21 protein-coding genes and 1 riboswitch are annotated in these 19,878 nt (G+C 64.8%); of the genes, 13 read left to right on the top strand and 8 right to left on the bottom strand.

Going from position 1 to position 19,878, the window contains the following annotated elements:
• Nucleotide 1: 1 nt before the first annotated feature.
• The 4 genes from J2X62_RS00175 to J2X62_RS00160 form a co-directional block, all read right to left on the bottom strand.
• Complete coding sequence (locus J2X62_RS00175) at nucleotides 2-556, bottom strand: DUF6764 family protein (RefSeq protein ID WP_222100180.1); 555 nt, start codon at nucleotides 554-556, stop codon at nucleotides 2-4.
• Between the two features lie 489 nt (nucleotides 557-1,045).
• Nucleotides 1,046-1,513, bottom strand: a complete 468-nt coding sequence (locus J2X62_RS00170; protein ID WP_222059872.1) for a MerR family transcriptional regulator — start codon at nucleotides 1,511-1,513, stop codon at nucleotides 1,046-1,048.
• 28 nt (nucleotides 1,514-1,541) lie between these two features.
• Nucleotides 1,542-2,414, bottom strand: coding sequence for an SDR family NAD(P)-dependent oxidoreductase (locus tag J2X62_RS00165; protein ID WP_310176014.1), 873 nt, complete (start codon nucleotides 2,412-2,414; stop codon nucleotides 1,542-1,544).
• Nucleotides 2,415-2,457: 43 nt separating this feature from the next.
• Nucleotides 2,458-2,922, bottom strand: a complete 465-nt coding sequence (locus tag J2X62_RS00160) for a tRNA (cytidine(34)-2'-O)-methyltransferase (RefSeq protein ID WP_310176012.1) — start codon at nucleotides 2,920-2,922, stop codon at nucleotides 2,458-2,460.
• Nucleotides 2,923-2,955: 33 nt separating this feature from the next.
• Between J2X62_RS00160 and J2X62_RS00155 the strand changes: the two genes are divergently transcribed.
• The 3 genes from J2X62_RS00155 to J2X62_RS00145 all read left to right on the top strand — a co-directional run bounded on the left by J2X62_RS00155 (nucleotide 2,956) and on the right by J2X62_RS00145 (nucleotide 4,806).
• A complete protein-coding gene (locus J2X62_RS00155) occupies nucleotides 2,956-3,564 on the top strand; it encodes a pentapeptide repeat-containing protein (RefSeq protein ID WP_222059875.1) in 609 nt (202 codons plus the stop codon).
• A 56-nt stretch (nucleotides 3,565-3,620) separates the two neighbouring features.
• Nucleotides 3,621-4,478: a bifunctional methylenetetrahydrofolate dehydrogenase/methenyltetrahydrofolate cyclohydrolase gene (locus tag J2X62_RS00150; protein WP_032371024.1), complete on the top strand. Its 858-nt coding sequence runs from the start codon at nucleotides 3,621-3,623 to the stop codon at nucleotides 4,476-4,478.
• Nucleotides 4,479-4,560: 82 nt separating this feature from the next.
• Nucleotides 4,561-4,806, top strand: a complete 246-nt coding sequence (locus J2X62_RS00145; protein WP_045842095.1) for a DUF3017 domain-containing protein — start codon at nucleotides 4,561-4,563, stop codon at nucleotides 4,804-4,806.
• Nucleotides 4,807-4,826: 20 nt separating this feature from the next.
• Here the strand turns inward: J2X62_RS00145 and J2X62_RS00140 are convergent, their stop codons facing one another.
• Complete coding sequence (locus tag J2X62_RS00140) at nucleotides 4,827-5,960, bottom strand: homoserine O-acetyltransferase (RefSeq protein ID WP_027496400.1); 1,134 nt, start codon at nucleotides 5,958-5,960, stop codon at nucleotides 4,827-4,829.
• An 8-nt stretch (nucleotides 5,961-5,968) separates the two neighbouring features.
• Nucleotides 5,969-7,318 carry a bifunctional o-acetylhomoserine/o-acetylserine sulfhydrylase gene (locus J2X62_RS00135; protein ID WP_080732016.1) on the bottom strand — a complete coding sequence of 450 codons (1,350 nt, stop codon included), beginning with the start codon at nucleotides 7,316-7,318 and terminating at the stop codon, nucleotides 5,969-5,971.
• 154 nt (nucleotides 7,319-7,472) lie between these two features.
• Nucleotides 7,473-7,595, bottom strand: a riboswitch (SAM riboswitch).
• 355 nt (nucleotides 7,596-7,950) lie between these two features.
• Between J2X62_RS00135 and J2X62_RS00130 the strand changes: the two genes are divergently transcribed.
• Entirely contained in the window at nucleotides 7,951-9,090 is a 1,140-nt protein-coding gene (locus J2X62_RS00130; protein WP_032367243.1) for an MFS transporter, read from the top strand.
• A 3-nt stretch (nucleotides 9,091-9,093) separates the two neighbouring features.
• On the opposite strand, the gene J2X62_RS00125 is transcribed toward J2X62_RS00130, so the two are convergent.
• On the bottom strand, nucleotides 9,094-10,149 hold the full coding sequence (locus tag J2X62_RS00125; RefSeq protein ID WP_032390009.1) for an ABC transporter substrate-binding protein: 1,056 nt from the start codon (nucleotides 10,147-10,149) through the stop codon (nucleotides 9,094-9,096).
• Nucleotides 10,150-10,284: 135 nt separating this feature from the next.
• Here J2X62_RS00125 and J2X62_RS00120 point away from each other — a divergent pair, with 135 nt between their 5' ends.
• The 9 genes from J2X62_RS00120 to yhjD all read left to right on the top strand — a co-directional run bounded on the left by J2X62_RS00120 (nucleotide 10,285) and on the right by yhjD (nucleotide 18,314).
• Nucleotides 10,285-10,959: a response regulator transcription factor gene (locus J2X62_RS00120; protein WP_027496404.1), complete on the top strand. Its 675-nt coding sequence runs from the start codon at nucleotides 10,285-10,287 to the stop codon at nucleotides 10,957-10,959.
• Nucleotides 10,956-11,930, top strand: a complete 975-nt coding sequence (locus tag J2X62_RS00115; protein ID WP_032366682.1) for an ATP-binding protein — start codon at nucleotides 10,956-10,958, stop codon at nucleotides 11,928-11,930. The genes J2X62_RS00120 and J2X62_RS00115 overlap by 4 nt, the downstream gene beginning before the upstream one ends.
• Nucleotides 11,931-12,028: 98 nt before the next feature.
• On the top strand, nucleotides 12,029-13,459 hold the full coding sequence (locus J2X62_RS00110; protein WP_057474307.1) for a DUF4153 domain-containing protein: 1,431 nt from the start codon (nucleotides 12,029-12,031) through the stop codon (nucleotides 13,457-13,459).
• 41 nt (nucleotides 13,460-13,500) lie between these two features.
• A complete protein-coding gene (locus J2X62_RS00105; RefSeq protein WP_204846454.1) occupies nucleotides 13,501-13,785 on the top strand; it encodes a DUF6412 domain-containing protein in 285 nt (94 codons plus the stop codon).
• 61 nt (nucleotides 13,786-13,846) lie between these two features.
• The gene (locus tag J2X62_RS00100) at nucleotides 13,847-14,236 is read left to right on the top strand and encodes a DUF6412 domain-containing protein (protein ID WP_052067012.1); all 390 of its coding nucleotides are present in this window, start codon (nucleotides 13,847-13,849) and stop codon (nucleotides 14,234-14,236) included.
• A gap of 63 nt (nucleotides 14,237-14,299) precedes the next feature.
• Nucleotides 14,300-15,202 carry a membrane protein insertase YidC gene (gene yidC, locus J2X62_RS00095; RefSeq protein WP_052067014.1) on the top strand — a complete coding sequence of 301 codons (903 nt, stop codon included), beginning with the start codon at nucleotides 14,300-14,302 and terminating at the stop codon, nucleotides 15,200-15,202.
• 52 nt (nucleotides 15,203-15,254) lie between these two features.
• Entirely contained in the window at nucleotides 15,255-16,061 is an 807-nt protein-coding gene (locus J2X62_RS00090; protein WP_027496409.1) for an exodeoxyribonuclease III, read from the top strand.
• A 106-nt stretch (nucleotides 16,062-16,167) separates the two neighbouring features.
• Entirely contained in the window at nucleotides 16,168-17,208 is a 1,041-nt protein-coding gene (gene trpS / locus J2X62_RS00085) for a tryptophan--tRNA ligase (RefSeq protein WP_310175991.1), read from the top strand.
• A gap of 86 nt (nucleotides 17,209-17,294) precedes the next feature.
• The gene (gene yhjD / locus J2X62_RS00080; protein ID WP_032366679.1) at nucleotides 17,295-18,314 is read left to right on the top strand and encodes an inner membrane protein YhjD; all 1,020 of its coding nucleotides are present in this window, start codon (nucleotides 17,295-17,297) and stop codon (nucleotides 18,312-18,314) included.
• Between the two features lie 43 nt (nucleotides 18,315-18,357).
• Here the strand turns inward: yhjD and J2X62_RS00075 are convergent, their stop codons facing one another.
• Nucleotides 18,358-19,674, bottom strand: coding sequence for a D-alanyl-D-alanine carboxypeptidase family protein (locus J2X62_RS00075; RefSeq protein WP_032366678.1), 1,317 nt, complete (start codon nucleotides 19,672-19,674; stop codon nucleotides 18,358-18,360).
• Between the last annotated feature and the right edge of the window lie 204 nt (nucleotides 19,675-19,878).

Below are 19,878 nucleotides of genomic sequence, written 5' to 3'. Positions count from 1 at the left end.
ATCAGCTACCGAGAACGCAGAACTGACCGCTCGTGAGGTTCAGTGCCAACGACAGCGGCCCTACGCAGTCGACGCCTCGTGCCTCGGATGTGGCACCGGATCCCCATCCTGCGACCGCGAGGGTCATCTGGCCGGCATCTGCCCACGAGTGCGCGATTCCGCCGCCGAGTGCGAGCGCGTATGCCGTGCCCGCGTTCTTGCTCGCTCCGAGCGCGACACCGTAACCGTTGGCGTAGGTGTTGGTTGCGCCCGGCCCGTCGTTGACACTGACGGCAGTTCCGCTGTCGGCGGCACCGGCGGTGGCGCTTCCGGGTCCGCTCGAGGTGGCTCCGCAGCTCGCTGTGTCACTCACCTGGATGTCGTTGGCCGAGGGCGGCGACACGCACGTGACCGGTGCCGCCGACGCGGTGGCGGTGCCGGCGAAGGCGGCCGCCGTCAGGCCCGATCCGATGGCGAAAATAGCTGCGGTGCGGGCGATTCGACTACCGAACCGACTGAACGTTCGCGCGGAGGAGGAGTTGGAAGAAACCGTACGGGGCAGGGAAACAGAGAACAACAGAAAGCTCCTTCACGAGCGAAACGGGTCGGTGCGGCACACGGTACCCCGCTCCGGGGGTCCGTGACAGCAAGCAGACGCAGATTGTGTAACGGTGCTGATGGCATCGGGAGATGAATCGTCGTAGAAGTCCGGTTTCTCGGACCCCTGCGGCATCGGTCGAGCCGTTTCGTACCGCCATTCTACTGCCCAGGTTCTACGTGCGCACTCCTGTCGATTCCGTTCCGTCAGTTCATGATTGGGACTTGTTTGTCGGCTCGGTGCCGGTGTTCGAAGCGGGTGGCGATGCTCCGAGTCGGCATGCCCGGGCGACCGCCGAACGAAAGGAAATTGTTATCGGAGGGCCGGCGAGCCGTCGGACGCGGCTCGATAGTTGGGTCTCACAGCGCAGGTGCCGTTCCGACCAGATCGATTTGTCGACGCTCACAATCGATTTGACGTGCGAGGACGCAGACATGCCCACCGGGCCGAACGGTTGTTTCACCCGGATCACGGACCCGTTGTGCCGCCGTACGTTGCGATCTTGTACTCGGTTGCCACGAGAGACAGTTGCAGTTCTCGGATGCGCTTGCGAACAGCGTCGCGATGCGCGACGAGCATCTCGAGTCGTTCCGGGACGGCCTGGTCGCCGCTGTCGACCAGCGCGACGTATCTCCGGAGGTCGCGCATGGGCATACCCGAGAGCCGCATCCTTGTCAGGAACACCAATCGACGGACGGCCGCGGAATCGTATCGTCTGTGCTCGAGTCCGTCGCGATCGACGTCGATGAGGCCGCATCGCTCGTAGTACCGCAGCGTGTGTGTGGAGATGCCGAGTAGTTCGGCTACCTCGGCGATACCGAGCGGTTCGGGCAGTTCCGACGGCTCGATCAGGTCGTGCAGCAGCTCCACCGTCAGGGGCGCAGCCGAGTCCACGGCCGCCGACAGCGCCCTGTTCATCAATTCGTTCGTCGACATGAGAGGGAAGATAGTCCTACCTGGGCAGTCATACCGGACGGACGGATTCGGGCACACCGGGGAAATCCGCGCTTGCGGACAATTCGGCATGGGTGTTCAAGGAGTCGAGTTCCCGACGGTACGACTCGCGTAGCCGTCGAACCGCTTCTCGCCCCAGTGGGATGCGCAGGGGAGCGGATTCGGCGTCGACCAGTCGGCGGATGATGTGCGCGGCGCGGGCCGGATCGCCTTCTTGCCGTCCGTCGACGTCGAGCATGTCGACTCTGAGCGCGCCCAACAGGGCGGTGTAGGCATCGATGGGGTCTGCGATCTCGAGTACATCGGCATTGTTGAACCCGGTCCTGAACCGACTCGGTTCGACGATGAGAACTCGAATGCCGAACCGAGCGACCTCGCCGGCAAGGGCTTCAGACCAGCCTTCGAGCGCGAATTTACCTGCAGAATACGAGCCGGCACCCGGGAACGAGACGCGGCCGCCTTGGCTGCTGACCTGCACGATGGTTCCCGCGCTCCGCTCTCGCATGTGAGGCAGGACTGCGCGGGTCAGAGCAGCAGGCCCGACCACGTGTTGTTCGAGCATGTCGCGCAATCGCGTGTCGTCTATCTCCTCCGCCGCACCGATCTGCCCGACGCCTCCGTTGTTCACCAGTACGTCGACGCGTCCGAACCGGCCGATCGCGGCCTCGACGACGGTCGGCGCGGATTCGGTGTTTCTGACGTCGAATGCGATGGCCAGTAGGGATTCCGGGTTCTCGGCAACCAGGTCGTCGAGACGTTCGGGTCGCCGCATCGCTGCGACGACGGTGTCGCCTGCTTCCAGGGCGACGACGGTGAGCGCCCGGCCCAGTCCGGAGGATGCTCCGGTGATGAGCCAATGCCGTTGTCCGAGCGGTTGTGTCATGAACGGAAAGCTATGGCTTCGAGCGCACTCGAACGCAAATCGTTCAGACGCTGCCCTGATAGTCGTGTTGGCGCCAGGCCTCGTACATCGTCACTGCTGCGGCGTTCGCCAGGTTGAGTGATCGTCGTCCGGGGATCATCGGGATGCGCAGCTGATCGGTCACATGGGGGTCGTTCAAGACGTCGTCGGGGAGTCCGGTGGGTTCCGGTCCGAACAGTAGGACGTCACCGGGTTGGTAGGCGACGTCGGCGTAGGAGCGTGTTGCGTGCGCGGTCAAGGCGAAGACCCGTTCCGGGGCCAGTGCGGACCACGCCGACGGCAGGTCCTGGTGCACGGTGACCGACGCGAGGTCGTGGTAGTCCAGTCCCGCGCGTATGAGCTTGGGTTCGGACATGTCGAAACCGAGGGGGCCCACGAGATGCAGTTCGCATCCGGTGCCGGCGACGAGGCGAATCGCATTGCCGGTGTTCTGCGGAATCCGGGGCTCGAAGAACATGAGTCGAAACACCCGGATCACTCTGCCACCACGAGCCCGGGAAGGATGGGGCAGGTGGACGACGAACAGACCATCGGCGAAGATTTCTCGGATTCTCGACTCGACGGGCGGGAGTGGTCGGGCAGGCGGTTCGTCCGGTGCACCTTCCGTGACGCAGACATGAGCAATGTGCGAACCGACTCGGTCGTCTTCACCGAATGCGACTTCACCGGTACCGACCTCACGGATTCGGTGCACACCAACTCGGCCTTTCGATCAAGCACGTTCACTCGAACCAACCTGCAGCACAGCGTCTTCCGTCACTCGACGTTGATGGGATCGGTGTTCGTGGACACTCGCATGCGTCCGGCCACCTACGACGAAGTCGATTTCACGTTGGCCTCGCTGGGTAATGCCGACCTGCGCGGCGTCGACCTGACCGGATGTCGGATGCGGGAAGCCAACCTGACCTCGACCGATCTTCGCAAAGCGGTGCTGCGGTCCGTCGATCTCGCGGGAGCACGAACCGTCGGTGCCAAAATGGAGGAGTCGGACCTGCGCGGAGCCGTCGTCGATGCGTCGCTGTGGGTCGGCGCAGGGGTGCGCGGGGCCAAGATCGAACTGATGCAAGCAGTGGCCTTCGCGGCTGCGCAGGGTCTGATCGTCGAGAGCTGACCGCGGTGATCGGCCCGGCGCGCCGCCGGGCCGACAGAACCTGAAACAATGGCCCGGTGACTGCAACGATCCTCGATGGCAAAGCGACTCGTGACGAGATTTTCGTCGACCTCACCGCCCGTGTGGCACGTCTGCGGGAGCAGGGCATCACTCCCGGCCTGGCGACGGTGCTCGTCGGAGATGATCCGGGTTCTGCCGCATACGTGCGGGGCAAGCACAACGACTGCGCGAAGGTGGGCATCACTTCCATCCGACGCGATCTTCCCGCGGATATCACTCAGTCCGATCTCGAAGCGGTCATCGACGAGCTCAACGCCAACCCCGACTGCACCGGGTACATCGTGCAGCTTCCGTTGCCCAAGCATCTGGACGAGAACGCCGCGCTCGAGCGCATCGATCCCGACAAGGATGCCGACGGTCTGCACCCGATCAACCTCGGCCGCTTGGTGCTGGGCAAGGACGCCGCACTGCCGTGCACCCCGCGGGGCATCGTCCACTTGCTGCGGCGCTACGACGTCGCACTCGACGGGGCGCGCGCTGTGGTCATCGGCCGCGGTGTGACGGTGGGCCGACCGATCGGACTGCTGCTGACCCGCCGTTCGGAGAACGCGACGGTCACGTTGTGCCACACCGGAACTCGTGATCTTGCCGCAGAGGTCTCCCGCGCCGACATCGTCATCGCGGCCGCCGGGGTTCCCGGTTTGATCACCGCAGACATGGTCAAGCCCGGGGCGGCTGTGCTCGACGTCGGGGTCACCCGCACCGAGGACGGATTGCGCGGCGACGTCGCGGACGACGTCGCCGAGGTGGCCGGTTTCCTGTCGCCCAACCCCGGTGGAGTCGGGCCGTTGACGCGCGCGTTTCTGCTGTCCAATGTCGTGGAGCGAGCCGAACGCACTGCGGCCCAGAGTTGAGCGAGCCGAGGTGAACGACGTACAGGATGCGCGAGGCGATCACGTGCCGGGTTTCCGAGCGGCGCTCGCTCGGAATCTACCGATGGTCGTGGTGTCGATCATCGTGCTCGCCGCGCTGGTCCTGGTTCTCGCCGACCGTTGGCGGCGCGGCTCGTTCATCTTCGGGTGCGCAGCGGTGGTGGCAGCGTTGCTGCGACTGTGCCTACCCGAGTCACGCGTCGGCACCCTGAAGGTGCGCAGCAGGGGATTCGACGTGTTGGCGCTGGGAGGCGTCGGCGGTGCCATCGTCTTTCTGTCGCTGTCGATCGATCCCCTGGGGACGGACTGACGTAGACCGATCGACTCGGGTCAGCGCCGTCCGAGGCGGGCGAGCTCCATCGTCTCGGCCAGCAGCTTCGCCACCGAATCGGCCTCGGTGAGAAATCCGTCGTGGCCGTCTCGCGACTGGATCACTTCGAGCCCCCGGCACTGTGGGAGCTCGCGCGCGATTTCCTTCTGCAGTCGAAGCGGGTACAGGCGATCGGAATCGACACCCCCGACGATGGTCGGAACCGGCACGGACGCAAGGGCTTCGGCAACGCCGCCGCGTCCTCGGCCCACGTCGTGGCGGTTCATCGCTTCGCTCAGAAGAACGTACGTCGCCGCGTCGAATCGATTGACCAGTTTGGCGGCCTGATGCTCGAGGTAGCTCTGCGCGGAGTACCTGCCGCCGGCCCACGGATCCTCGTCGTTCTGCGGAGAGTTTCCGAACCGAATGTCGAGTTCGCTCTCGGTTCGGTACGTCAGATGCGCGATGCGACGAGCGATTCCGAGTCCGGCGGTCGGGGCGGTGCCGGTGTCGTGGTAATTGCCGCCGAGCCAACCCGGATCGGCCTTGATCGCAGCGATCTGGGTGGTTTGCGTCCCGATCTGGTCCGCTGTCGCGCGGGCACCGACGGCGAGCACCAGCGCGGCACCCACCCGATCCGGATGTCCCACAATCCATTCGAGGGTGCGCATGCCACCCATCGACCCGCCCACGACGGCGGCGAACCGATCGATGCCCAAAACATCGGCCACCGCGACCTCTGCCGCCACCTGATCGCGGATCGAAATTTCCGGGAAGCGAGAACCGTACGGGGTGCCGTCGGGGGAGATGCTGCTCGGTCCGGTGGTGCCTCCGCATCCGCCGAGCACGTTGGTGGCGACGACACACCATTCGTCGGTGTCGATGGGGCTGCCCGGGCCGACCATCCCGTTCCACCAACCGGGCAGTACGTGGTCGGCATCCGGCGGTCCCGAAACGTGGGAATCACCGGTCAACGCATGTTCGACGAGCACGACGTTGCTGCGATCGGCCGCCATCTCGCCCCAACGCTGCACCGCCACGGTCACGTGCGGAATGTGAGAACCGTTCTCGAGATCGAGACCACCGATGTCGATGGTTCCCAACCGCCCGTCCGGAGACGGAAGGACCGCCTCCGGACGAACGCCTGTGTTCAAGCTGTGGCTCAAGACGCCGCCGCGCGGAAGCCGACCTCGAGATCGGCGATGATGTCGTCGATTCCTTCTATACCGACGGCCAGACGCACGAGGCCAGGAGTGACGCCGGAGGCCAACTGCTCTTCCGGGGTCAACTGCGAATGCGTGGTGGACGCGGGATGGATGACGAGAGAACGCACGTCTCCGATGTTAGCCACATGACTGTGCAGAGTGAGAGCGTTGACGAACTTCTTGCCCGCGTCCACTCCTCCCTTCAGCTCGAACGCGATGATCGCGCCCTGCCCCTTCGGGAGCAGCTGCTGCCCGCGCTCGTACCAGGGCGAGGATTCGAGTCCGGCGTAGTTGATCGAGACGACGTCGTCGCGACCTGCCAAGAAGGCGGCCACCTTCTGCGCGTTCGCCACGTGCCGCTCGATTCGAAGACTCAACGTCTCGAGGCCCTGACTGATGAGGAACGCATTGAAGGGTGACACCGCAGCCCCGATGTCGCGCAACAACTGCACCCGCGCCTTCAGCGCGAAGGCCGGAGCGCCGAGATCGGCGAAGACGACACCGTGGTAACTCGGATCCGGGGTGGTGAAGTTGGGGTGACGGCCTTGCGTCCAGTCGAACGTTCCGCCGTCGACGATGACGCCCGCGATCGCCGTGCCGTGACCGCCGAGGTACTTCGTCGCCGAGTGCACCACGATGTCGGCACCGTGCTTCAGCGGCTGCAGCAGGTACGGCGTCGCGACGGTGTTGTCGACGATCAGCGGAATGCCGTTCTCGTGGGCGATCGCCGAAATGCCGGGGATATCGAGAACGTCGTTCTTCGGGTTGGAGATCGTCTCACCGTAGAACGCTTTGGTCGACGGTGTGATGGCCGCGCGCCACTGCTCGAGATCGTCCGGATCGTCGACGAACGAGACGGTGATCCCGAGTTTGGGAAGCGTGTAGTGGAAAAGGTTGTACGTGCCGCCGTAGAGCCGCGGGCTCGAGACGATGTGATCGCCCGCCTCGGCGAGATTGAGAATGGCGAACGTTTCTGCTGCTTGGCCCGACGCGAGCAGAAGCGCTGCTACGCCCCCTTCGAGAGCGGCGATGCGCTGCTCGACGACATCCTGCGTGGGATTGATGATGCGGGTGTAGATGTTGCCCGGTTCCGCCAGGCCGAACAGTGCGGCCGCGTGGTCGGTGTTGTCGAAGGTGTACGAGGTGGTCTGGTAGATGGGCAACGCACGAGCCCTGGTGGTGCCGTCCGGTGTCTGACCCGAATGGATTTGCTTGGTCTCGAAGCTCCAGTCGGCCGAGGGATCGGTGAACGGATCCTCGGTGGGTGCTCCGGTGGCGTCTACGACGTCGGGGGTCGAATCGGTCATGGCTGGTGATACTCCGTTTTCTCAGACGTGTTTTCTGTCGAATGAAGCTCGAGAACTCGAGCGTTACGGGGCGTATCGGTACAGCAACACATGAGAACCTCCTGACATGCCTCGGCCCGTGGGGACCGAAGATCAGTGGGTCCGCTTCGGAGCGGACCCGCGCTTGTCGATACGACACGGATGTGTTGCATCGGCCTGGTCGTTCACCCGGGGCACCCCACCGCGGTTGGAGGGTTGCCGGCCAGCAAGCCGGGGCTCGATGCTGGCACTCATGACCTGGCAGGAATCTTAGCGGGTACGGGTGTCTCGGGGGAACGAGGGCGCTCACGACCCTCGAGCAGATGCTCTGGTGAGGACAATCACCGCCCGACGACTCGAAAACCGGTCGCCTCGGGGAAGACAATGAACACGACGAACGTTGTGCCGTCCGGCCGGGCTGTACTGAATCGATCCATCAGGTCGTCGATCCACCAGCCCCTGGCCCGCTCTGTAATCCGATTGCTTACGAAGGTTGTTCTGCTGTGACTGTCACCGATTCCGCTCTCGCCAGAAACGTCAGCGCCGTGCGCGGCAAGGTGTCGAGTGGGTTGAGTGTCGGCCATCGACCGCACTCGACCCGCCGCAGGCTCGCCATGCTGGCCCTGTCCATCGGCGGCTTCGGCATCGGCACCACCGAATTCGCGTCGATGGGCCTGCTCCCGGACATCGCGACGACGATGGGAATCTCGGAGCCGTCGGCCGGTCACATGATCTCTGCCTACGCACTCGGCGTCGTCGTCGGTGCGCCGACAATTGCTGCTCTTGCGGCGCGTGTTCCTCGGCGCATGTTGTTGCTGGCGCTGATGGTGGCGTTCACGCTCGGCAATCTCGGGACGGTCTTCGCGCCGAGTTTCAACGAGTTGGTGGCCTCCCGGTTCGTGGCCGGTCTGCCGCACGGCGCGTATTTCGGCGTTGCCGCACTGGTGGCTGCGCACCTCGCTGAGCCGGGCAAACGAGCCAAAGCCGTCGCGATGGTGATGATGGGTCTGTCGGTGGCGAACGTCGTCGGTGTACCGGTGGCGACCTGGATCGGCCAGGCCCTCGGGTGGCGAAGCGCATTCGCGCTCGTCGCCGTGATCGGGTTGCTCACAGTCAGTGCGCTGGTCCTGTGGATGCCGCGACTCGACGCCATGCCGACCACCAGCCCGATCACCGAGCTCGGTGCCCTCCGCCGTGGCCAGGTCTGGATGACCCTGTTCGTCGGCATCGTCGGATTCGGCGGCATGTTCGCGGTGTACACGTACATCGCGTCGACCCTGACCGACGTCGCAGGCCTTGCCCGTGCACTGGTTCCGGTGGCATTGATGATCTACGGCCTCGGCATGGTTGCCGGCAACTACGCGGGCGGTTGGTTGGCCGACAAGTACAAGCTCAAGGGCACCTTCATCGGGCTGGCCGCGACCGCAGTGTCCCTGGCCGTCTTCGTCGTCGCGGCTCACAACCCGGTGACCGCGCTGCTTCTGGTGTTCTTGATCGGTGCGTCCGGCTCGTCCGTCGTCCCCGGACTTCAGACCCGTCTGATGGACGTGGCGGAGGACGCGCAGACTCTCGCCGCGTCACTCAACCACGCGGCGTTCAACCTGGCCAATGCCATCGGAGCCGCGGTGGGCGGTGCGGTGATCGCCGCAGGTCTCGGCTACACGGCACCGGCCGCCGTCGGCTCGGGACTCGCTGTTGCCGGCCTGGGCGTTCTGTCCGTCGCCATGTGGATGGAGAAGCGCTCGGCGGCATGAGAGTCAGGACGTGATGGTGGTGGCGGTTCCGCCGAGCGCCTCGGACATTGCCGGAGCCACCTTGTCGATCACGTACGGCAGGCTCAGCACACTCGTGAAGTAGATCGCCCCCGCCGTCACCCCATCGGTGAAGACGAGGTTGCCGTCCTTCACCGGCTGCAGAGCGTTGTACACCGGTTCCTTCTCCAACTGGCCGCGATCGCCCGGGTTCTCCGTTCCCCAGATCAGCACATCTGCAGTGTCGAGGACCGACAGGTTCTCCAGCGGGATGCTCGCCTGCGCACTGCCGTCGGCCGGCACGAACGCGTCGATGTCGTCGGGGATCACAAAACCGAGCTTCGTCAGGAAGTCGGTGCTCAAACCGTCCTGGTACGCGATGGCCTTGCCCTCGTAGAACGCGTTCTGCAGGAAGATCGCCTTCTTGCCTGCGAATTCGGGGTGAGCCGCCGCGGCATCGCCGAACTTCTGATTCACACCGTCGATGAGTCCGTCCACTTCGGCTTTCTTGCCCATTGCCCGGCCGATCTTCTCCGCCTGTACGTCCCAGGGCTCGAAGTAGGCGGTCGACGCGTCGGACTGGGCGAGCGTGGGTGCGATGTTGCTCAGAGTCCGGTAGCTGTCCGCGGTGAGACCGGCGTTGGTGGCGATGATCAGATCGGGCTCGAGGGCGGCGATCTTCTCGGTCTCGAAGCCGTCGCCGTTGTTGGTCAGCACCTCGGGCTGGGCATCTCCCAGCGCGTCCCGAGCCCAGGGCCAGGTCGCGTACGGCTGGTCGCCGTACCACTCCGTCACTCCGACGGGGATTACGCCGAGGGCCAACACCGTGTCCTGTTCGGTGTATCCCGCCACCACGATGCGGGTGGGTTCCTCGGGAACGACGGTCTCGCCGAACGCATGCTCGACCGAGACGGGGAAGACGCCGGAGGCGGACGTTCCGGTTGTGGGGGAGTCGGCACCGTCGGATGCGCCGTCGGAGTTCGAGCAGGCGCTCAGTAGTCCCGCCGTGGTCAGCGCGATCGCGCACACCGCCAAAGTTCTCCGAAGTGGTCGGATACGCATCGAATGGGCCTTTCGTCAGGGCGGGTATCGAAAGGAAGGGTAGCCCACCCTTAGTCAGACATTCACGTCAACCTTCACCGAACCTCCACATTTCCCGACGAAGTCCTCCATGTCCGACCTCTAGGGTCAATTCTCATGAGCCGCACAGTTCTCGTAGTCGACGACGAACCCACGATCTCCGACGCCGTGGCCGCTCGACTGCGAGGCGAGGGGTACGAGGTGGTCACTGCCGCCGACGGCCCCTCCGCGGTGGAAGTGTGCGGCCGGATCGACCCCGACGTGGTGGTGCTGGATCTGATGCTTCCCGGTTTCGACGGACTCGAAGTGTGTCGACGCATCCAGGCGTCCCGGCCGGTACCGGTACTGATGTTGACGGCCAAGTCCGACGAGACCGACATGCTCGTCGGGCTGGGCGTCGGTGCAGACGATTATCTGGGCAAGCCGTTCAGCATGCGTGAACTGGTCGCGCGTGTGCACGCTCTCATCAGGCGCGCCGAGCGCGTCGTCACTCCCGAGCAGTACACCACTCGAATCGGCGACGTGCACATCGATCATCGGGAGCGACGCGTCTCCACCGACGCGGGCGACATCCACGTCACCAGAACCGAATTCGACATCCTGGCGTATCTGGCCGCTCGACCTCGCACGGCGGTGTCCAGGGAGACTCTGCTGTCGGAACTGTGGGGTTGGGACGATTCGGCCAGCAGTCGTACCGTCGACAGTCATGTGAAAGCGTTGCGGCGCAAGCTCGGTGGCGACCTGATTCGTACCGTCCACGGCGTCGGATACGCCGTGGAGGCACCGCGATGAGGCCGATGCTGCCGCGTCCGCTCGATCCCTTGCGGTCGTTCAAACTCAAGGTCTCGCTCGTGGTGGGCATCGTGCTGGTGCTGGCGAGCGTCGTCTTCTGGATCGGGGCCGGCTGGCAGTTTCGCTACACACTTCTCGCCGCATTGATCGTGTCTTTGGCCGCAACACAATTCGTCGCGCACGGCATGACGTCGCCCCTGCGAGAGATGACCTCGGCAGCCAAAGCGATGGCGCGAGGCGACTATTCGACCCGGGTGCGTGCCACGTCCCGCGACGAGGTGGGCGAGCTCGCCACCGCGTTCAACACCATGGCGAGCGACTTGGAAGCCGCCGAGAAGTACCGCCGCGAGCTGATCGGAAACGTCTCCCACGAATTGAAGACTCCCATCGCTGCCTTGCGGGCAGTGCTCGAGAACATGGTCGACGGGGTGACCGAACCCGACCCGGCCACGTTGTCTGTCGCCCTGGGCCAGACCGAGAGACTGGGAAACCTGGTGACCGAACTGCTCGATCTGTCGAGGGTCGAGGGCGGAGTGCTGAGCATCGCCCCGACGGAATTCCCGGTGCGCCCCTTCCTCGAGGAGGCGACCGGCGTCCACCGAGAACGAGTATCGATCGTCGTCTCACCCGGTGCCGGGACGGTCGTCGCCGATCGCGCTCGAATGACGCAGGTGATCACCAATCTCGTCGACAACGCCGTACGGCATTCGCCGCAGTCGGGCACGGTGAGTATCCGGGCGCATCGAGCCGGGGACCGGTTCGCGTTCGATGTTCGCGACGAGGGTCCCGGCATCGCACCGGCCGACCGTCACGCGGTGTTCGACCGGTTCACACGCGGCGGATCCACCGACGGCGGAACAGGTCTCGGACTCGGAATCGCGCGGTGGGCCACCGAACTGCACGGCGGGACCATCGACGTTCTCGACAGTGAATCGGGCTGCCACATCCGAGTGGCCATCCCCGGGCGCTGACGACCCACCTTCTCTCACACACCCACTCACCTCGACTGCTCGTCCCTGGACCGCAGCCGCGGTTCGGCATGCCTCGAACACAGAAATGGATCACAATCATGACCACGATCGGAATACCCATGCACCCCAGAACGCGGCCTCGTCGATCGCTGTGGAGCCCTCGAACCTGGCCGGTGCTGCGACACTCTCGGGCACCCCGCGCGGCACTTGTCGGAGCGCTCGCTGCCGGCCTCGTCAGTGCAGTGGTATTGGGCTACAACAACTTCGGCGTACCCATCACTGCCGCAAGCATCATGGCTGTCGTCGTAGCGGTACGACGCGCGTCGTTGTCGCCGTGGGAGTGGGTGGGTGTGGCGGGGGTCCTCGCCTTGTCCAGCGTCGCGGCGCTACGAGAGGCGGAGTGGATCGTCGCTCTGTCCGTTGCCCTTGCTGTCGTCGTCGGGTCGGTGGTTCTCTCGCGGGCCTGGACATGGACGGGCATCGCTCTCGGCGCCGTGCTGCCGGTACTGCTGCCCCTACGGGTCGTGCGGTGGACGCGACGAGGGGCGGGAACCATCGATCTCGACGGGCCCAAGCCGATCCGAATCGGCGTGGTCGCCGCCGTCACCGTCGCGCTCTGTGTGGTGTTCGCCGCGCTGTTCGGGGCGGCGGATCGACGGTTCGCGGATGCTCTGGGCTCGGTCACTCCGCAGTTCGATCTCGGATCGATTTTCGGGCGAGTGGTCGTATTCGTACTGACGGCCGCAGGTGCGCTCGCCGCCGCATACGTGGCCGTGCATCCGCCGCGCTTCGACCGCCTGGCGGCAACACCGCGTCGCACACTTCGGTTGTGGGAGTGGGCAATACCGCTCGGCGCTGTCGTCGGCCTGTTCGGCGTGTTCGTCGCCTTTCAGATTCCGAGCTTGTTCGGCGGCCAGGGACACGTTCTGAGCACCGAAGGTTTGACCAACGCCGAGTACGCACGGCAGGGATTCTGGCAGTTGCTGACGGTGACGGTATTGACCTTGCTCGTCATCGCGGTCACCGTGACCAAGGCCGAACGAACGGACCTACGCGACCGACTTGCATTGCGGGTTCTGCTCGGCGCGCTGTGCGCACTGTCGGTGGTGATCGTGGCGTCGGCGTTGCATCGAATGTCGTTGTACGAGGAGCAGTACGGCTACACCACCCTGCGGCTGTTCGTCACCGCCGTCGAGTGGTGGTTGGGTTCGGTGTTCGTACTGCTGCTCATCGCGGGCGTACGGATGTCGGGTCGCTGGCTTCCGCGAGCAGTCGGTGTGGGAGCAGTGCTGACCGTTCTCGCCCTCGCGGCCGTGAACCCGGACGCGTACATCGCGCGGCAGAACGTCGAACGATTCGAGGAGACGGGGCGGATCGACGTGTTCTACCTCGGCGGGTTGTCGGCGGACGCAGATTCCGAACTCGATCGCCTGCCCGAACGTGTGCGTGAGTGTGTTCAGGCCCGAGGCCCGGTCTCCTGGGGAGACAGCTGGTACCAGTGCACAGACCCGGCGGTATCTGTACCCTGAGCAACGACTCGACGATCGGTGACGAAGGACGGAGGTGCACGATGGGCTATCAGAACCTCGTCGTCACGTCGGTGCTGTTCTTCACGCTGCTACTGACTACTCCGGCCGGACCGGCGGATCTCGCACTGATCATCGTCGCTGCTCTGGCGGCGGTGGTGTTCTACGCGCATCGTGCCGGGGCGCTGAGCCTTCTGTACCGTCCGTCGAACGTCGGACCGAATGCGGAGGAGCGCCACCTTCGTGGCTCGTTCCGACGTCAACATCGCCCCGACGCACCCGGTCGCCCGCAGCCGCGAGCACCCGGTCTCCTGGTGGGAGCGCTGTAGTTCGACAGCTCTCCCACACCTCACGTGCCCCTGGTCCACGAGGTTCATCGGGAGAATCACCATGTTGTCCATCGACAACGCCACCCGCCGTCTCGATTCGACGGCTGCATTCGACGTAATTTCCAGGCGTGCGGTGTCGCCGTGGCGAGCCGCAGTGGTCACCCTCGTCGGAGTGACGGCAGTCCTGCTGGTCGTCTTCGCCGTCGTCGATGCCCAGCCCGCGGCCCAGATAGCGATGTTCGGTGCGCTGGTGGCTGCGGCACTGCTGGTGACGGGTGCATCGGCCGACGTTCTCGTCGTGGTGCCGCCCGCGTCCACAACCGCCGGATCCGACGGCGGCAGACTCCGCGGGGCCTACCGCAGACAAGAGCAACCCGACGCGCCAGGCCGCCCTCTGCCGAGAGCACCCGGATCGGTTCACCGACCGGATCGGTGGCTCCAGTTCCGCTGAGCCACTGCGAGATCCGGTCGAGACGTCATCCGACCGATTTCTCTCTCAGTGAGGCACTCCATCATGCTCGATTTCGTCTATTACCCCGTCTCCGCGGTGCTCTGGTTCTGGCACCGGGTCTTCGGCTTCGTGCTCGGCCCCGACAACGGCGTCGCCTGGGCGTTGGCCGTCGTATTTTTGGTCTTCACGCTACGAACGCTGTTGATCAAACCGTTCGTGGGTCAAATTCGTTCACAGCTCGCCATGAAGAAACTCCAACCCAGGCTCGAGGAGGTACGGAAGAAGTACTCCGGTGACCGGGCTCGACAGGCCACGGAAATCCGCACAGTGCAAAAGGAACACGGGGTGAACCCACTGATGGGTTGCCTCCCGCTGATCGCGCAAGCACCGGTGTTCATCGGTCTGCTGCACGTGTTGCGCTCGTTCAACCGGACGGGAACCGGGTTCGGGCATCTCGGTATGTCGGCGCAGGAGAATGCGAGTACAGCCAACTACGTGTTCGGTGCGGGCGATGTGCAGTCGTTTCTCGACGCGCGGCTGTTCGGCGCACCGATCTCCGCTGCCGTCAGTAGCTCTCGAGATGTTCTCGAAGCGTTCGGTCCGTTCGGTGGGGTGCCGTCGGTGTGGAGCATCGCGGTCGTCGCAGTGCCGTTGATGATCGTTGCCGCGGTGGCTACCCACCTGAACGCCCGGGCATCGATCGCGCGTCAGGATGCGGCCGCCGCGGCGAACCCGCAGACCGCGATCATGAACAAGCTCGCGCTGTGGGTCTTCCCGGCCGGGGTGCTGATCGGTGGCCCGGTGCTGCCCGTTGCGGTGCTGCTCTATTGGGTGAGCAACAACATCTGGACCTACGTCCAGCAGCACATCGTCTACCGACGGATCGACCGGGAGCCGGTCGCGGTGCCGTTGATGACTTCGGCGGTGACGGCTCCGAAGCCAGGAGCCAAACCGAAGAGAAGGTGAGCCTGCGGAGGCCACCCGCCGGTTGTCGGTGGCCTCCGCTACGGTCGTCGGCGTGCCGATCACTATTTCCACTGTCAACGTCAACGGGATCCGGGCGGCTGTTCGCAAGGGCATGCTTCCGTGGCTCGAGGCCACCGATGCCGACGTCATCTGTCTTCAGGAGACGCGCGCCAACGACGGCGAGCTGACCACAGCACTGGCCCCGGCCCTCGACGCGGGATGGCATCTGGCGTCGGCGGAACCGTCGGCGAAGGGACGCAACGGTGTGGCCCTGCTGTCGAGGGCCGCGCCGGAGGCGATCAGAACCGGCATCGGCGTCGCTGAATTCGCCGACGCGGGTCGCTACATCGAAGGAGACTACGGTGACGTCACCGTGGCGAGCCTGTACCTGCCGTCGGGCGAGGTGGGGACCGACCGACAGGACGAGAAGGAACGCTTCATGGCCGCGTTCGCGAAGTACCTCGCCAAGACCGCCAAGGCAACGACGTCCGCCGAGCGCGACGTCGTGGTCTGCGGCGACTGGAATATCGCCCATACCGAAGCGGATCTGAAGTCGTGGAAGACCAACCGCAAGAAGTCGGGATTCCTGCCCGAAGAACGTGAGTGGGTATCGCGATTGCTCGCCGAGAAGTCACCGTGGACCGACGTCGTGCGTGAGCTGCACCCCGGCGTCGAGGGGCCGTACAGCTGGTGGTCCTACCGCGGTAAGGCGTTCGACAACGACGCCGGGTGGCGCATCGACTACCAACTCGCCACCAGTGATCTGGCCGAGCGTGCGAAAGAAGCTGTCACCGAAAGAGCGGAGGCGTACGACCAGCGGTGGTCCGATCACGCGCCGGTGACGGTGCGCTACCGCTAGGAGCGGAGCCTGCGGAGTGACCGGGGTGGTAGGAGCGGAGCCTGCGGAGTGACTGGTGTGGCAAGGCAACGGGTACGGGTCGGGGACGGCGTGAAAAGATTGCCGCATGTCTTCTCCTGACTCGATCGACACGTCGCAGGGTCCGCTTCGTCGGGTGCTCTCGGGCATCCAACCGACGGCGGATTCGTTCCATCTCGGTAACTACCTGGGTGCGGTGCGGAACTGGGTGGAGTTGCAGGAGGAGTTCGATGCGTTCTACTTCGTTCCCGATCTCCATGCGATCACGGTTCCGCAGGACCCGAAGGAATTGCGTCGGCGCACCCGGATAGCGGCCGCACAACTGTTGGCGGTGGGTATCGATCCCGAGAAGTCGACGTTGTTCGTGCAGAGCCAGGTTCCCGAGCATGCGCAGTTGGCGTGGGTTCTCAACTGCATCACCGGGTTCGGCGAAGCCGGCCGGATGACGCAGTTCAAGGACAAGTCCGCCAAGCAGGGTCGCGATCACACCAGCGTCGGGTTGTTCACCTATCCCATTCTGCAGGCCGCGGACATCCTGCTGTACCGGCCGAATCTCGTTCCGGTGGGCGAGGATCAGCGTCAGCATCTGGAGTTGACTCGCGATCTGGCGCAGAGGTTCAACTCGCGGTTCAAGAAGACCTTCGTGGTTCCCGATGCACACATCATCAAGGGCACGGCCAAGATCTTCGACCTGCAGGATCCGACGGCGAAGATGAGCAAGTCGTCGTCGAATCCGGCGGGCATCGTCAACATCCTGGACGATCCGAAGCTGTCCGCGAAGAAGATTCGTTCGGCAGTGACGGACAACGAACGCGATATCGTCTTCGATCCGGAGAACAAGGCAGGCGTCAGCAATCTTCTGGTGATTCAGTCCGCTCTGTCCGGGAAGAGCATCGATGATCTGGTCGCCGGTTACGCAGGCAAGGGCTACGGCGATCTCAAGTCCGACACTGCCGACGTGCTGACCGAGTTCGTGGTTCCGCTGCGCGAACGAATGGACGGATTCATGTCCGATGTAGCCGAATTGGATCGCCTCCTCGCTGTCGGTGCGGATCGAGCCAGGGAGGTCGCGAGCAGAACGCTGGCTCAGGTGTACGACAGGGTGGGGTTCCTTCCTCCCGGCGCATAGCCCTGTCAGTACACGATATTCGCGCTACACGACATTTCGAGGACACGGCCCGAACAGCCGCCGACGACAGCGAAAAGGTGAGTGCCATGCCCGATTTCAAGGCCATGCTCGACGATCGGCGTGCTCGGTGGCCGTGGCTGGATCACACTGTTGTTGCCGCGCAGCGGTATCAGGGGCAGAAGGGTGATTACTACGCCGCGGGGATGACGTATTTCAGTGTGCTGGCGTTGTTTCCACTGCTGATGGTTGCATTCGCCGTTGCCGGGTTCGTACTGGTGAATCAGCCCGAATGGCTTGCCGAGATTCAGTCGCAGATCGCAAAGAATGTCCCGGGCAGCTTCGGTGAGACGATCAGCTCGCTGATCGATACCGCGATCGAGTCCCGTACCGGTGTCGGTGTCATCGGTCTGCTCGGCGCGCTGTACGCGGGGCTCGGTTGGGTGGCCAATCTGCGTGAGGCCCTGACCGCGATGTGGGAGAGCCAGCACGAGTCGGGCGGATTCCTTGCGACCAAGGCCAAGGACCTCGCGGCTCTGCTCGGCCTGGGAGCAGCACTGGTGCTTTCTCTCGGGCTGTCCGCGTTGGCCGGGGGCGGCGTCATGCGTGGCATTCTCGAATGGTTGAACCTCGATTCCGTTCCCGGCGTCGGAGTGGCGCTGCGGGTCTTCTCGATACTGCTCGCGCTTGCCGGAACCTGGGCGCTGTTCACCTGGGTGATCTCACGTCTGCCCCGCGAACCGGTGTCGTGGCGCAGTGCGGCCAAAGGTGCACTGTTGGCCGCAGTCGGTTTCGAGATCTTCAAGCAACTCGGCGCGATCTACCTCGCGTCCGTCACGAGCGGGCCCGCCGGAGTCGTGTTCGGTCCCATCATCGGTCTGTTGGTGTTCGTGTTCACGACGTCGCGGTTGGTGCTGTTCTCGACTGCGTTCGCAGCCACCACTCGGGAGAGCCTTGCTGACGCCCATGTGCCGGCGCCGGACCCCGCGGTGATCAACACCCGGGTCGAGGTGAGCGACGGCCCGGGTGTCAAGGGTGGTCTGGCCTTGGTGGGCGCGGGCGCTCTGGCCGCTCTGGGTATCGCTGGACTTCGCAATCGGCGACGCTGATCCGAGGCAACCTACTTGCGAATGTGAGAGGCGGCGGGGGAGTTCAGGGGCGGCGAGACAGTGTGCGTGCGCCCCACAGCAAACCGGCCACGACCAGTGCACCGATGACCCCGATCGCGATGCGCACGACCGTGTCGCCCTGCGCCTGCAGATCGGATTGTCGGGTACCCGATTCGGCACTCGACGCCGACGCAGGGGGTTGAGCAAGGGTCGGCACCGCGCTGGTGGCACGTGTACTCGTTACCGGCGACGTGGAATCCGGTTCGACCAGATCGCCGACGCTGCTGCTCGTATCCAGGGCGAACCCGTAGTCGAGCAGCCGAGCCGCCTGTTCCCACGGCCGGATCGGTAGTACGTCACCCTTCATGAGCGTCACGACCAGACGGCGACCGTTGCGTTCGGCACCCGCCACGAAGGTCTGCCGGGCATCGTCGGTGTAGCCGGTCTTGCCGCCGAGAGCGCCCGGATAGTTGTAGAGCAGCTGGTTGTCGTTGGACAGCGTGAAACCGGGGCGGTCTTGGTCGTCCGGGATCGTGGGATCCTTCGGATAGCCGGGAAACTGCACGTTCTCGGTCGAAATCAGTTGCGCGAAGGTCGAATTGCGCATGGCCTCCCGGTAGAACAGTGCCAGGTCGTAGGCCGAGCTCGCCATGCCGGGCCCGTCCAGGCCGGAGGGGGTCGCGGTCCGTGTGTCGAGCGCGCCCAACTCTGCTGCCTTGGCATTCATCTTCTCGACGGTCGCGGCGTCACCTCCCAGCTGAGCCGACAAGGCATGCGCGGCATCGTTTCCCGACGCCATGACCAGGCCCTGCAACAGTTGCAGATTGGTGTAGACACCGTTCTTCCCGATGCCGACGGCGCTGCCTTCTGCGTCGGCGTCCTCGGCCGTCGCGGTGATCTGTTTGCCGAGGTCCAGCTCGTCCAGAGCGACGAGGGCGAGCAGTACTTTGATTGTGCTCGCCGGTCGGTGCCGACCGTGTGGATCCTTGGCGGCTACCACCGATCCGGAATCGAGGTCTGCCACCACGAACCCGGTTGCCGAGATGTCCGCGGGCAGTGGGGGCGCGCCGTCCGGCACGATCGCGCCGCACTCGGCCAGTCGGGATCCGCCCACAGGGTCCGCCGGGATCGGAACCGGTTGTGGCGCAGTGCTACCCGGAGCCGGAACTTCCGAGGAATCGATCGCCGGGGGCGGCGAGGCCGCGAACGGGCACGCGTCGGTGTTCGGCGTCGTGAACGGTGGCGTCGTCGATACGACGGGTGGCTCGACTGCCGGCTGCGCCGATGCCGGGCCGCCGCCGACGCCGGCGAGAGCGAGAGCTGTCGCCCACACGGCTACGAACTTTCGAGTCCTTTTCATCGCGAATTACCATAGGCGCTGCAGAGGTCACCGAGGCCGCGACCCACCGGGGAGCGGGCCGGTTCGAAGGCCCTGCCAAACTACGTCCATCGTCTGTGATCGGCATTACGTTGTACAGACAGTGATCCGCCGAGCTGTACTACCGACAGCTCGGTCGCCCGAGAGGAACCCGGATGACATTTCGACAGGCGGCCCGTACCGGCT

The organism is Rhodococcus sp. 3258 (assembly GCF_031456475.1).
Lineage (GTDB): Bacteria > Actinomycetota > Actinomycetes > Mycobacteriales > Mycobacteriaceae > Rhodococcoides > Rhodococcoides fascians.
Note: the sequence above shows the minus strand (reverse complement) of the source record. Positions and strands in the feature narration are given on the sequence as shown.